The sequence below is a fragment of the Haloarcula sp. CBA1115 genome, assembly GCF_000827835.1.
GTDB lineage: Archaea > Halobacteriota > Halobacteria > Halobacteriales > Haloarculaceae > Haloarcula > Haloarcula hispanica.
In genome coordinates this window covers 3335323-3349363 of the sequence record NZ_CP010529.1, presented here as the reverse complement: position 1 = coordinate 3349363, position 14041 = coordinate 3335323, and the positions used below count along the sequence as shown (strand labels likewise).

The 14041-nt window shown below is 65.8% G+C and carries 11 protein-coding genes; 7 read left to right on the top strand and 4 right to left on the bottom strand.

Annotated elements, in window-relative coordinates; genetic code table 11:
* Position 1: 1 nt before the first annotated feature.
* Positions 2–1234: a halocyanin domain-containing protein gene (locus SG26_RS16650; protein ID WP_014040558.1), complete on the bottom strand. Its 1233-nt coding sequence runs from the start codon at positions 1232–1234 to the stop codon at positions 2–4.
* Between the two features lie 167 nt (positions 1235–1401).
* Between SG26_RS16650 and SG26_RS21225 the strand changes: the two genes are divergently transcribed.
* From SG26_RS21225 to SG26_RS16630, 5 genes are all read left to right on the top strand, one after another.
* Positions 1402–1578, top strand: coding sequence for a hypothetical protein (locus tag SG26_RS21225; protein ID WP_023843297.1), 177 nt, complete (start codon positions 1402–1404; stop codon positions 1576–1578).
* Between the two features lies 1 nt (position 1579).
* Positions 1580–2353: a sulfite exporter TauE/SafE family protein gene (locus tag SG26_RS16645; RefSeq protein WP_014040556.1), complete on the top strand. Its 774-nt coding sequence runs from the start codon at positions 1580–1582 to the stop codon at positions 2351–2353.
* The gene (locus SG26_RS16640) at positions 2350–4731 is read left to right on the top strand and encodes a cation-translocating P-type ATPase (RefSeq protein ID WP_050038177.1); all 2382 of its coding nucleotides are present in this window, start codon (positions 2350–2352) and stop codon (positions 4729–4731) included. Before SG26_RS16645 ends, SG26_RS16640 begins: the two co-directional genes overlap by 4 nt.
* A 645-nt stretch (positions 4732–5376) precedes the next feature.
* Positions 5377–5688 (top strand): hypothetical protein, encoded by a 312-nt coding sequence (locus SG26_RS16635; protein ID WP_050007418.1) that lies wholly within the window; start codon positions 5377–5379, stop codon positions 5686–5688.
* Positions 5689–5978: 290 nt separating this feature from the next.
* Entirely contained in the window at positions 5979–6443 is a 465-nt protein-coding gene (locus tag SG26_RS16630; protein ID WP_050007419.1) for an SRPBCC family protein, read from the top strand.
* A gap of 5 nt (positions 6444–6448) precedes the next feature.
* Here the strand turns inward: SG26_RS16630 and SG26_RS16625 are convergent, their stop codons facing one another.
* Together SG26_RS16625 and SG26_RS16620 are read right to left on the bottom strand one after the other, a co-directional pair.
* Positions 6449–8206 carry a DNA mismatch repair protein gene (locus SG26_RS16625; RefSeq protein ID WP_050038176.1) on the bottom strand — a complete coding sequence of 586 codons (1758 nt, stop codon included), beginning with the start codon at positions 8204–8206 and terminating at the stop codon, positions 6449–6451.
* Positions 8207–8241: 35 nt separating this feature from the next.
* A complete protein-coding gene (locus tag SG26_RS16620; RefSeq protein WP_023843296.1) occupies positions 8242–8859 on the bottom strand; it encodes a zinc ribbon domain-containing protein in 618 nt (205 codons plus the stop codon).
* Between the two features lie 194 nt (positions 8860–9053).
* On the opposite strand from SG26_RS16620, the gene SG26_RS16615 reads away from it, so the two are divergent.
* Both SG26_RS16615 and SG26_RS16610 read left to right on the top strand, forming a co-directional pair.
* Positions 9054–10190, top strand: a complete 1137-nt coding sequence (locus SG26_RS16615; protein ID WP_050038175.1) for a PAS domain-containing protein — start codon at positions 9054–9056, stop codon at positions 10188–10190.
* 176 nt (positions 10191–10366) lie between these two features.
* On the top strand, positions 10367–11104 hold the full coding sequence (locus SG26_RS16610; protein ID WP_014040549.1) for a sporulation protein: 738 nt from the start codon (positions 10367–10369) through the stop codon (positions 11102–11104).
* A 23-nt stretch (positions 11105–11127) separates the two neighbouring features.
* Here SG26_RS16610 and SG26_RS16605 read toward each other — a convergent pair whose 3' ends face one another.
* The gene (locus SG26_RS16605; protein ID WP_050038174.1) at positions 11128–13962 is read right to left on the bottom strand and encodes a DEAD/DEAH box helicase; all 2835 of its coding nucleotides are present in this window, start codon (positions 13960–13962) and stop codon (positions 11128–11130) included.
* Positions 13963–14041: the final 79 nt, after the last annotated feature.

The window sequence follows — 14041 nt, the reverse complement described above, 5'->3', positions numbered from 1 at the left end:
ATCACCCGATTATGGAGACGCGGCCGAGGAACTCGACGAAGTACATGAACACCCACAGCAGGGCAATCAACACGAAGTAGAAGGCGACCAACGCCGCCGTTCCCTTCGGGTCGTACTCGTCGTGGCCCAGCTCGACAGCCGGTTCAGTTTCAGCGGCCTCTTCAACAGGTTCCGGGCCGCTCGCCCGCCGTAGCTCGCCACCTTCACCCGTCTGTGGAGGCCGCCCGTTCTGGCGGCGTCGCATCGCGACCGCGAACAACAGCGGCGAGAAGAACGCCAGCAGGACCGAGCCTGAAAGGAGCCACTGCGGGCCGGAGAGTTCGATACCGCTCCCTTCCTGTCCGCTGCCGCCGTCACTGCCACCACCGCTGCCATCGAGCGGGCCACCGACAACGACAGCGCCCTTCATCCCGAGTGACTCGTGAGGGACACAGACGTATTTGTACACGCCCATTTCCTCGAAGGTATGGCTGTAGGTCGTGCCGGCTTCGCTGACCGCGCCCCCGGAGTCGAGTGGACCGTCACCGTCGGAGACGACGTTGTGGCCGCCGCCTTCGCCGGTCCACTTCCACGTCACTTCGGTGCCGGGTGTCACCCGAACCGCTGGCGGGTCGAAGGCGAACGCGCCGTTGTTGCCCTGTGCACCGACCGATATCTCGACGCTATCGGCGTCGGTTCTGTCGACTGTCGTTCCGTCGTAGTTCGAGACGTCGTCGAACCAGCCGCCGTAATCCGGGTTTGCCGGCGGTCCTTGTTGCTGACCGCCGCCATCGGAGTCGCCGCCCCCGCTGCCACCGGACCGGACGACGACTGCGCCTTTCATTCCGAGCGCTTCGTGGGGAACACAGACGTACTTGAACATCCCCTCAGACTCGAAGGTGTGGCTGTAGGTCGTGCCGGCTTCGCTGACCGCGCCCCCGGAGTCGAGCGGGCCGTCGCCGTCGGAGACGACGTTGTGACCGCCGCCTTCGCCGTTCCACTCCCAGACGACCTCTGTGCCCGGGCTGACCATCACTGCCGGCGGGTCGAAGGCGAACGCGCCGTTGTTGCCCTGCGCGCCGACGGTGATTGTAACAGTGTCTTGGCCTCGCTTGTCGGCGGTCCCGTCGTAGTTCGAGACGTCGTCGAACCAGCCGCCGTAGTCCGGTTCTTCCTGTGCTGTCGCCGTGCCGGTCGCGGCCAGCGCCGCCGTCCCGGCTGCGGCACCGACGAACTGTCGCCGACTCAGCGCCATCGTCGCACCCCCACCGCGTCGTGCGAATCTGGCAGCTGGCTGCTTCTAGCTTCGTGCCGTACCATATCTGGGAAGATAGCAGATTACCTAAAAAAACCCCTGATGGTGTTTTCAGCCGGCAGGAACGACCCGTTTCTTTTTATAATCCCTCTAACGTACGGCCAGATATGTCTGCGTCAAGCCCTCGGCTCGTGACGTTGCTGGCGCTGCTCGGTCTCGCGCCGGTCGCGTACTACATGCAGGGAACCGGACGCTCCATCGTCGCGCTCTCGCTGGTCAGCGTCGTCATCATCGCCGGCAGCCTGTTCTGGATGACACAACCAACCGAGTCGAGTACCGTCTGATATGCAGTTCGGGACGGCGGGGCTGAGTTCCGGTGAGACGGCCGGCCTCGCGGCGTTCGTCGGGCTGGGACTCGTCGGGAGTGTCCACTGCCTCGGGATGTGCGGGCCGTTAGTCACCACCTACGCCGATAGACTTGACGACGGCGGGCCGGTATCAGGCCACGAAATACGTCAGCACGCGCTGTTCAACGCCGGACGGACGCTGAGCTACGCGCTCGTCGGAACGGTGCTTGGCGCTGCTGGCAGCGTTCTGTACGACGTGGCCGGCTTAGCACGCCTCGGGACCGCCGTCCGTGGAGCCGTCGGGGTTTTCGTCGGCCTCGCTATCATCACCGTGGGGCTGGGGTATCTCTCCCGTGGCCGCGCCGTCGATGTGGCCCGGTCGCTACCGCTGGTCGGGGACCTGTTCCAGCGACTCTCCGCGTCGCTCGTCGCCAGAGTCGACCGGTGGGTCGACGGCCCGGGGATGGTCGCGCTGGGTGCAATGCACGGGCTGCTCCCCTGTCCGCTGCTCTACCCGGCGTTCCTGTATGCGTTTGCGACGGGATCCGCGCTCACCGGCGGGCTTTCGCTGGCCGCGCTCGGCCTCGGGACGTTCCCGCTGGTGTTCGCCTACGGGACCGCCTTCGGCACGCTGTCGCCGGGCCATCGCGCGACGCTACACCGGGTGCTCGGGGTCGTCTTCATCGCGCTCGCGCTCGTCCCGCTGTCGAACGGGCTGGCGGCGTTCGGTATCGCCATCCCGAAACCACCCCTGCCGATGCCCTGGACATGACCCACTGTACGCTCTGTGACCTGCCGGTCGATACGCCGGTCACCGACGACGCGGTCGAGGGGACGTTCTGCTGTCGCGGCTGTCTGGAGGTCGCCCGGACGCTCGACGACCCGGCGACGGAGACCCGCGACGCGGCCGACACAGGACCCGATCCGGACGACGCCGACGGCGAGACGGCCTTCCTCTCCGTCGAGGGGATGCACTGTGCGACCTGCGAGACGTTTCTGGAAGCGCGGGCCACAGACCACGACGGCGTCGCCGCCGCGGCCGCCAGCTACCCGACCGGGACGATGAAACTCACCTACGACGCCGATACGCTCTCCGAGTCGGACCTCGCGGACGCGGTGGCCGGCACCGGCTACGACGCCAATCTGCAGGCCACAGAGACCGACGACGAGTACGAGCTGGAGGGGCGTCTCATCGTCGGCGGCTTCTTCGGGATGATGACGATGCTGTGGTACGTCCTCTTTCTCTACCCGGCCTACCTCGGTGTCGACCCGTCGCTGTTGCTGTTCGACCCGGCGGGGCAGGCGGGGGACTACCTGCTGTGGAACATGGCCGTGATGACCGGCGTCGTAGTCGGGTACACTGGGTGGCCGTTGCTTCGCGGGGCCTACGTCAGCCTCCGGGCCGGCCGGCCGAACATGGACCTGCTGGTGGCGATGGCTGCCGTGACCGCTTTCCTGTACAGCGTTGTCGCCGTCATTTTGGGACATACAGAGGTGTACTTCGACGTGGCGACGGTCATCGTGATGGCCGTCTCGGTCGGCGACTACTACCAGGACCGGGTTCGGCGGCGCGCGCTGGACCGCCTCACGGAGTTCACGACACAGCGGGCCGATAGCGCCCGGCGACGCACTGACGGTGGTCACGAGGAGGTCGATGTAGGGGTGCTGTCGCCCGGCGACGAAGTCGTTGTCCGGTCCGGGGATCGCGTCCCGGTCGACGGCACCGTCGTGGAAGGGACCGCTGCCGTCGACGAGTCGCTCGTGACCGGCGAGTCGCTAGCCGTCCGGAAGACGGACGGCGACGAGGTCATCGGCGGGTCCCTGGTCACGCAGGGCGGCGTCGTCGTCCAGGTCGGGCCGGACGCCGAGAGCACCGTCGACCGGCTGACGAACCTGTTGTGGGAGGTCCAGAGCACGCGCGGCGGCGTCCAGCGGCTGGTCGACCGCATCGCCGCCGTCTTCGTCCCGCTGGTGGTTTTCCTGGCTGTGCTCGCCACCGGCGGGCACCTCGTCGCCGGAGCGACACCCACGGACGCGATGCTGACCGGGCTGGCTGTACTCGTGGTCTCCTGTCCCTGCGCGCTGGGGCTGGCGACGCCGCTGGCAACCGCGGCCGGCATCCGTCGGGCGCTGGACGGCGGGACCGTCATCACCGGCGATGCGGTGTTCGAGACGGCGACCGACGCGGACGTGGTCGCGTTCGACAAGACGGGGACGCTGACGACGGGCGAGATGGAACTGCTGGAGCAGGCCGACGAGCGGGCGATGGCCCGGGCGGCCGCAGTCGAGCAGTTCGCGGAGCATCCCGTCGCCGAAGCGGTGACGGACGCCGTGTCGGTCCCCGACGCGACTGTCTCCGAGTTCGAGCAACACCCGGTGCAGGGCGTCAGTGCGACGGTCGACGGGGACCGGGTTGTCGTCGGGACGCAAGCGCTGTTCGACGACCTCGGGTTCGACGTGCCCGCCGGCCTCCGGACCCGGTGTGAACGTGCGACCGAGAACGGGCGCGTCCCGGCGCTCGTCGGCTGGGACGGCGAAGCACAGGACGTGCTCGTCGCGGGGGACAGGCTCCGCGCGAACTGGGAGTCGGTCGTCTCGACGCTCGCCCGGGACCGCGATGTCGTCGTCATCACTGGCGACCGGCCCGAGGCCGCCGTCCCGTTCGAGCGCCACGACGGCGTCGACGAAGTGTTCGCCGGGGTGCCGCCGGAGGCGAAAGCCGAAGTCGTCGAGCGACTGCAGTCCCGCGGGACTGTCGCGATGGTCGGCGACGGGAGTAACGACGCCCCGGCCCTGGCTGCCGCCGACGTCGGCATCGCTATGGCGTCAGGCACGTCACTGGCCGCCGATGCGGCCGACGCGGTCGTCACAACAGACGACCTGCGCGCCGTTCCTGACATGTTCGCCGTGACGGCCGCAACTCGCACGCGGGTCCGACAGAACCTCGCGTGGGCGTTCTGTTACAACGCCGTGGCGCTCCCGCTCGCGTTGCTTGGCGTCCTGAACCCACTGTTTGCGGCGCTGGCGATGACGGCCAGCAGCCTGCTCGTCGTGGGGAACTCCACGCGGACGCTCGCGGGAACCGCGTCACACAGCAAGGCGAGTGCCGAGGGACCGACTGCGACGCAGCAACCAGCAGCGGCCGGCTGAAGCCGTGCTGTCGTGCCAGCGAACGCGCCCGTTCTTGTCATTTGGTATCATGTCTGAAACAGATTTAATATATCACCGGTTCTGGTCGGATATACGTCGCTTTCACCGACGTGGTGACCCATGACTTACGCAATTCCCGTTCCCGCGCCAACGTCGTTCGCTCGCTGGCTGTACAGCGGGCGGTCGGCTATCGAACGTAGCCTTGACGCTACGGTCGAGTACGCATCCCTTATTGGGGAACGGGCCACTGCGGACACCCGCTCGGTGAAAATTCCGCCCGTGGCACCATAGACTGGTTCGCTGCCGTGGGACCGGCGTCCCACTCACGGACGCCGCACTGCGGTGGCGATTCGTTCGGGCTCACTGTCAAGCGGTGAAGCCCTGTCTCCCGCTCGGCCACTCCGTCTGATAGGCCTGCACCGCCCAGTGTGGCCTGTCGGCCTGTGCCACTCGCCCCCGAGTCTGTACTGTGTCGTGTAGCTATCTCGCTGTCCAGCCTTCGGGTTCCCCATCCTCCCGGTGTGGGAATCCTGTACCGGCCGTTCCGGGCCGGACGTACGCGCCCGCCACCCGCGCAGTCTCCGACCGACGCGACTCGACTGGTGAGTGCCCTCTCGGCCCGGTTCGACTCCGGCCGTCGGCGTTATGTCGCTGCAGGCGACTCCCCCGACCGAGGTATCGGCCGACGTATCACTGCGCGTTCCGCGTGGCGGGTCCGAGACCCTCGAAGCCGGTGTCGCCGGTGTCCTCGCGGCCGTCGACGGCGTCGAAGACGTGGCGGTCGACCGTGTGACCAGCGTCCGGCCGACCTGGACCGACATCCGGGTCGACGCCGACGTGTCGCTGACCCTGCGAGTCAACGACGACGAAAACACCGCCGACGGCCGCACCGAACTCCTGCAAGCGGGGTTCGGCGTGATGGCGGTCAACCGCGTCGACGTGGCCGGTGACGCGTAAGCGCACCCCTCCAACTCGTCCCGTCTCTTGCCTCCATGGAATCACCAGGCGGAGTCGGGTTCCCGCCCGGCGCAGGTTCGGCTCCTGCCGGGGAGTCATTCATGATGCATAGAACCTACCTCGCCGCTGTCATCGGTAGGCGGCGACGCGACTCGAAGAGCCGAGCACAGTCACGCCGTACCCGTCGGCTGTAGCCGCCGGGACCGGTCGCACTAGTTCCTGACCCCCAGACTGGTCTGTTGTCACTGTGTGGCCGAGCGTGTAAGATACTGGAGTGCGAAGCAGGACACATGACGGTCCATACGTCCGACGACCGCTGGCTCGATGCACCAGTCGAGACAGTGTTCACGTTCATGGACGAGCCGTCGAACCAGGCGGCCGTCACGCCGAGCCTTACCCGCGCCGAACGCATCGAGCGGCTGCCAAACAGCGGAAACCGCGCTGCGTACGAGTACAAAATGTTCGGAATCACCTTCACCGGTGAGGTCCGTGCCTCGACGTACAAGCCGCCCGAGCGTATCGTTTACGAGATGAGCGGCGACCTGACGGGCCGGATAGCCTGGCGGTTCGAACCGGAGCGCGGGGGCACGCGGCTCACATACGCGGCCGAGTACGAGGTCCCCGGGCCACTCCCGGAGGTTCTCCTCGCGCCGCTTATCAGGTGGTACAACCGCCGGGAGGTACGGCGGCTGCTGGACAACGTCGCCGAGGCGGTCGAAGGAGAGGAGCGAGTCGTCGCCAGTTCGCTGTCGTAACCGCGCTACTCGTCGGTCCAGAGCGCGTCCGAGAGGGTCCGCTGGACCGCTTCCTCGCCGACGGCCGTGGCGAGCGTCTCGAACCCGTTTCGCTCGACAGGGTCCTTTGCGTTCGCAACGAGCCTGGAGACGATGAACTCCGGCGTGGACTTCCCGACAGTGCCAAACCGGGGCTGATAGTCGACCTGTAGTTCGAGGTCCTGATTCAGCCCTTCGGCGAAGATGCCATCGACACGGGCCTCGACAGGCAGCGGTTCGAGATCGTCCGCGAGGTGAGTGACGAACACGCCCAGCGCGTCGCGGTCGACGGTCAGCGTCACGAGTCCGTGGAGGAGATCGGCGGCGGAGCCGGGCTCGGTGATAGCCTCGAACTCGTCGACGAGCATCAGCGTCCGGTCGCTCTCGGTCAGCGGCGGGACGACAGAGCGCAGCGTCGATTCGAGGACGCCGGCGTTGAACGAGGCGTGCCGACGGTGGAACACGACGGTGTCGACAATGCCCACCTCGGCGGCCTCGGCGGGGACCGGCAGCCCCATCTGGGCCAGCAGTTGCACCTGACACAGCGTCTCCAGCAGGGTCGTCTTCCCGCCGGAGTTCGCGCCGGTCAGGACAGCCACCCGGTCGCCGCTTGGCGGCTGGTTCGCCCGGTCCAGGTCCAGCGTGTGGTCGCCGATGGCGTAGGTGACCGGCTGGACGCTTTCCACGTCGGCGATGGTGAGGTTCCGGGCCCGCTTCACCGCGATGGTCTTGCGGTCCTCGACGAAGGCGGGCCGCGTCAGGTCGAACGCGATGGCGAAGCGGGCGAGCGACACTGAGAACGCGATGTCGTCCACCGCCTCGATGGCGGCGTCGATGTCCCCGCGGGCGTCCGCGAGGTCGTCTTCCAGCCGGTCGGCGACCGTCCCCTCGCGCTCCCGGACGTCGCTTCGGAGCGTGCTTCGGAGTTCCCGGAGCGCCACGTCGACGAAATCCCGCGCGTCGGTCGCCTCGCGGGGCATCGCGTCGCGGACTCTGGCAGCGTCGATACCTGTCTCGCCCGTGACGTGCCGGACGAGCGCGTCCTGGAACTCGTCGGGCCGCCGAGCGCCCTCCTGAACGGCCTCGACGACCTCCATTGATGCCGCTGCAAGATCCTCTATTTGCCCGAGCTGGTCGCGCAGGCGGTCGAGTTCCTCGTCGGCCCCTTCGCCGACGGACTCGCCGTCGCCCGCGAGGCCGGCGAGCGCCGCCCGGCCAGCCGTCAGTGACTCGCCGTCGAGGGTCGCCAGTGGCTCGAACACGCCGCTCTCGATGCCGGTGTCCCGGAGCGCCAGCGCCACGTCGACCGCGGCTAGTTCACCCCCGTCAGCGTCGAACGCGTCGAACGCGTCGAGAACGGCCCGCTGGTCCGCCTCCGAGAGGTCGGCCCACGTATCCCGCGCTTCGAGCACGTCGTCCAGCCGCTCGTCCATCGCCTCGCGGGTCGGTAGCGGCGTCAGCACCCGGATGCTGTCGGCCGCATCTTCGGTGACCGCGTACTCCTCGGCGAGGTCGAGTAGTTCCTTGTACACGTCGCGGGTATCTCTGGTGGCGAGCAGGTCCATCGACTCGGCCCCGGTCGCCCGCCGGAGGATTCGCGTCGCTCGCCCCCGGGAGAGGCCGGCCGTGGTTAGCGCACGCGTATCCGCCGACTCGATGGCCTCGATGGCCCGCTCGACGCCCAGCTCCTCGGTGAGCAGTTCGGACGTCTTCGGGCCGATGCCCCAGTACTCCTCCAGTCGCATGCACGGGTGGACAACGGCGGCCCGCTTAGGCGTTTTCAGTTGTCGGGCTCGTCGTCGTCGATACCGAAGCGCTCGTGCAGCGGCCCCGGCTCCCCGCGGGCCTGCCGGTCAGCCCGCCGGGCCGCGCGGCGCGCGATGAGTGCTCCCAGCGTCGCCGGAATCGCAAGACCGAGCGACACGAGCGCGGTCTGTTCGGAGACGACTGACGGGCCATCCGACAGGAGGACCTCGTAGCCGACTGCGAGCACGACGACGGCCACGCCGGCGACGACGAGGTACAGCCCCCGGGCCAGCACTTCGCTGGGATTACGCAGCCGCGAGAGATACGCGGCTGGACCGAGCCAGCCGGCCAGCAAGACGCCGACGGCCACGGGAAGCGAGAGATCGCCGACGAGGATGACGACGGCGTACAGTACGAGCGGCGCAATGGCGATGCCGAGCGAGAGCCCCGTGAGCGTGACTGCCCACGTCGGCGCACCGGCGTCCATCGACTCGAGCGTCTCGGTCAGGCGTTCGTCAAGCATCTCCGTCTGTTCGTCGGTGAGTAACGACGCGTCACAGTGTGGGCAGGCCATCGCCGTCGGCTCCAGCGGCTCGCCACACTCCGGGCAGGCGGGGTCCGACGCATCGCGCCACTCGGTCATATCCCCCATTGCACGCCGAGCGCTTTGAGTAGTCCGGATAAACCATTGCTATTAGAATAGTATAAATTCGGACACACTTAGAGAAAGTACGGCTTAAGAGATCGTAGAGCGGTTGCGTTGCCTATCCACTTAGTTAAAATTTAAATGTCATGATTGGTGCGAACTATGCAAAGAGATAATCCATTCGGCTGCTATCATGATATATGGGGGAGGTTAGCATTCTTCTTGTGGACGACGACGAGGCCCTCGCTACAGTGACGGCTGAGCTACTTGAACGTGAAGACGAGCGGTTCACGGTCGAAACTGTCCCAAGTGCCACCGATGGGCTACAGGCTATGGATCGTTCTCTTCCTGACTGTGTCGTTTCAGACTTCGAGATGCCCGAGACAGACGGGCTTGAATTTTTGCAGGCGGTCCGTGAGCGACACCCGCAACTCCCGTTTATCATGTTCACCGGTCGAGGAAGCGAAGAGATTGCAAGCGATGCCATTTCTACCGGTGCGACTGATTACTTGCAGAAACAATCCGGAGCTGAGCAGTACGAGCTGCTAGCCAATCGAATAAGCAACGCTGTCACGCAGTATCAGTCGAGAAAGCAACTGGAGGAAACCACAGCAGAGTACGCCGCTGTTTTCGAGAACACGCGAAACGGACTCCTCCTCGTCGATGTTGAACAAGACGGGTTCCGATTCCGGCGATGCAACTCACGAGTGCTTGAGTTCACTGGCCTCGTAGAGTCAGAGCTTATCGGTAAGACTCCAGTTGAAGCACTTGGGGAGAAAAATAGTAGAAAGATCGCTGGTGCGTACCGGAAATGCGTCGCCACGCGCGAGACAATCGAATACACGCTGACACTGGACCACCCGGTCGGGGAAGTCATCCACGAAGTCAGCGCTACGCCGATAATCTCTGACGGCGAGGTCGAACAACTGGTCGTTGCGTTTACTGACATCACCGAGCGTCACAACCGCGAACAGGAACTACTGGAGGAGCGTGCGGTCATCCAGCAAGCGCTCGATGCGCTGGAGGACCCACTGTTCGTCCTCAGTGCAGATGGGCACATCGAGCACTGCAACGAACGGGCGGGTGAGCTTACAGGCCACACCGGACAAGCAGCCGAAGGGCTGCCGATCACCGACCTGTTTCCCGAAGCCGAGCGGGAGGCGATTACCGACGCGGTCCATCGGTCTCTCGATCGCGGGCGAGCTACCGTTACGGCCGCCCTACTCACCGACGGCGGGCACCGCCGTACGTATGAGTTCAGCGGCCGCTCTCTCACCGACTTGGACGGCAACACGGCTGGAGTCGTCATGATAAGTCAACGTACATCAGACGACTGATCGGTTGCGTCCGCAGTGGAACCGACGGCTCCAAACGGCTATGTCAGGGTGAAACGGTCCCAACTGGCTCTCTCAGCCCGGAGCCGGACGTGCCCGGGCACTCTCGTAACCCCATTCTTTCGATAGCGTCGCTCCCTGAACTTTATACTCTGTGACGGTCGAATTTCACAACACGAATGAAAGACGTGCTCTCCAGAATCGGCATCGGCTCGGCCACAGTAGACACGATTCTGCCGACGGATACCGTCAGAGCCGGCGAATCCGTCCAGGCCGAGGTCCACGTCGAGGGCGGGTCGACGGATCAGGATGTCGACGCGGTCTACTTCGCGCTGGAAACCGAATATAAATCCGACGAGGGGTACAAGGACGCCATCATCGATCAGTGGCAACTTACCGAACCGTTCACTATCGAAGCGGGCGAGAAACGACGTTTCGAGACTACTATAGATATTCCCAGGGAGACGCCGGTGACTACGCGCTCGACGGCCGTCGAAATCGAGACCGGCCTCGATATCTCGATGGCGGTCGACCCCGGCGACGAGGATTACATCGAAGTCGAACCGACACACCGCACGCAAGCGGTGTTCGACGCGCTGGATTCGCTCGGTTTCTCGCTCCATGCCTCGGCCTGTGAGGCGACGGCCGGGAGCCTGTTCACTACCTCGGCGAACTTCGCTCAGGAGTTCGAGTTCCGGCCCCAGCGCGGCGAGTTCGCCGGCGCGGTCGACGAGGTCGAGATCGTCCCGGTGTTCGACGACGACGGACTTACGCTGTACGTCGAGGTCGACCGCAGCGCCGGACTGCTTTCGGAGGTGACTGATGCCGACGAGCGACACACGAAACTCACGATAGAAGCCCCTGACCCTGACGGTATCGAGCCACGACTTGCGGAAGCGATTCGGGAACTGAGTTAGCCTGCTGGCGTACTGTGCCGCTCTCAACCCCAGAACGACTGCGTCCGTGCGTACTCCCGCTCCTGTCGGAGGATGTCCCGGTAGAATTCGTCTTCGTCCTCCCGCAAGCGGTTGATGATTCGGGCGGCGTTGTGGGGCCCGACCCCGCGGGCGGCCAGCGCGACCACCGCCCGCTTCCCGTGGCTCTGGACCAGCGAGGCCGAGCGGTAGGCTCGTTCGGTCATCTTCTCCTGCTCCTCGTCCTTGTCGTCGGTCCGGACGGCCGAGACGACTTCCTCGGCCCACGGATTCAGCGCGGCGATGCGGGTCGAGCCACACTGCGGACACGACGGCTGATCCCGCACGCGCTTGACCTGCTGTTTGCGGTCCCACTCCTTGCAGTGCAGACATGCGAGGATGACGCGGTCACTCTGGATGCGCTCCTTGACGGTTTTGATGACGCTCGCGTCGGCGTTCTCCGGTGAGAGGAGTTCCCGCCCGGAGGAACTGCCGCCGGTCCCGATGGGCGTGTGCTCGCCCACTGTTTCGAGCGCCACGTCGCCGCGCTGGATATCCCGGAGGAGGTCGGCTGTCGCTTCGATAGCGAGGTCCTCGTGGCGAACCTCGCGCAGGGCTTCGTCATACATCGGCGTGTCCTCAAGCGCTGCCAGCAGGCGGTCACGGCCGAAGTCAGTCGACCCCCGGCCCCGCCAGCGCTTGAGCGAGCCGAACTTCGTCGCCACCTGCGCGAGCTTGAACTTCAGCGCGTCGGCGTTTTTCAGGCTGAGTTCGATGAGTGCTGGGAGGTGGTCAGGATCGGTGTCCTCAATGACTTCGATGACATCGCCGGCGGTGATCCGGCGCGGGACCTCCAGCGTAATCCGGTACGGGTCGACATCCATCGCGACCGACGACCCTGCCCGTTGACCGAGCAGCGCCGAGAGGACCCGGCCCAGCGTTTCGTTGATTTTGTGCCCGTAGCAAGCGTTGACGATGACCTCCCGGCCGTGGAACTCCACCAGAATAGTCGTGTCGTCCGGAATCGGCCCCTCGTGCTTCTCGACCTGCGAAAGTCCCTCGGCGACGGTCTCCGGGCCGGCGGCATAGCGAGTCGCCACGTCTCTGGCGACGGCCTCGGTGTCCGCGCCGTCCTGGAGTTGCCGACCAGCCACACGACGGAGTTCGCCGACTTCCGCGGCGACGGCTCTCGGAACCGGAATCTCCTGCCCCACCCACGACGGGACCTCACCGGCGGGGTCTTCGATGGGTGAGACGGTCACGACTTCCTCTTCCTCGTCGATGTTCGTGATGCGCCACATCTCCCCGCGCTGGACGAACACCTCGCCGGGCGTGGCAAAGTTGACGACGAACTTCTCATCGAGGGTCCCGACCTGCTGGCCTGAGGCCACGTCCTCCACGTCGTATGTGGCCTCGTCGGGAATCATCGAGAGGTTCTGGTAGAAGTACTGCCAGGTCCCGCGGCGCTTCTCTAACGTGTCCCGGTCCTCGTCGAGCCAGATGACGTTGTTCGCTGCGAGTTCCTCGACGACCTGCTTGAACTGGGCCTCGTCGAGGTCCCGGAACGGGTACGCGCGGGTCAGTATCTCGTAGGCCCGCATCGCCCGAATTTCGCCGGTATCCATCACCAGTCCGGCGATCTGGTTGGCAACTGTGTCGAGGCTCCCGTCGTGGATTTCGGCGGGCTCGACATCGCCGGCTTCGGCCTGTCTCGCAATCGCCAGCGCCTCCAGCGTGTCGTCGGTGTCAGTCGTAACGACCGTGCCCGAGGAAACGAGGTCGCGGCGGTGGCCGGCGCGGCCGACCCGCTGGACGAGGCGGGACACCTGGCGGGGGCTGCCGTACTGGACGACGTGGTCGACGTGGCCCACGTCGATACCCAGCTCCATCGAGGAGGTACACAACAGGGCGTCGAGGTCGCCGGCCTTGAAGCGGTCCTCCACGTCGATGCGGGCCTCCTTCGACAGCGAACCGTGGTGAACGCCGAGGTCGGTCCCGAGTTCCTTGAACCGCGAGCCAAGCGCCTCGGCTGTCTGTCGGGTGTTGACGAACAGCAGCACAGACTCGTGTTCGTCGATGAGGTCGGCAATGTACCGGACGTGACTGGCCGTTCTGGCGTCGGTGACGAGGGTGCTTGATAGCTGCTCGTCGCGGTCAGTAATCTGGGGCCGAACCACTTCGATATCTAGCCGGCTGCCGATGTCCACTTCCACGATGGCACACGTGCGGCCGCCGGTGAGAAACCGGCCGACCTCGTTTGGGTCGCCGACGGTCGCCGAGAGGCCGATGCGCTGGAACTGCCCGGAGAGCTCCCGGAGCCGTTCGAGGCCGACGGTCAACTGTGCGCCGCGCTTGGCCGCGGCGAGTTCGTGGACCTCGTCGATAACGATATGCTCGACATCCTCTAGCGCTGTCCGGAGCTTCGACCCGGTGAGCATCGCCTGTAGCGTTTCCGGCGTAGTCACCAGCACGTCCGGCGGGTCGTTGGCCTGCTTCTGGCGCTGGTAGTCAGTCGTGTCGCCGTGGCGAACGTCCACTTCGAGGCCGAGCGTTTCGCCCCACCAGTCGAGGCGCTGGCGCATGTCGCGGTTCAGCGCCCGGAGCGGCGTAATGTACAGCGCGCCGATGCCAAAGCGGTCCTCGGATTCGGCCAGCGCGTCGAAGACCGGCAACATCGCCGTTTCAGTTTTTCCGGTTCCGGTCGGGGCGACGACTAGCGCGTCTCGCCCGTCAGCCAGAGTTGGAATCGCCTTTCGCTGTGGGTCGGTCGGCGTCGTGAAACCGCGCTCGGAGAGCGCACTGCGGACGGCCGGCCCGAGCGCAGTGAAGGCGTCATCGCCGCGAGCGACCCCGTCAGTCATCGCCCCTCTCTAGCGACTACACCGGGTTAAACACGTTGTGTCACATTCTCTCGTCCCCCATCGGTAACCAGAGCACTGC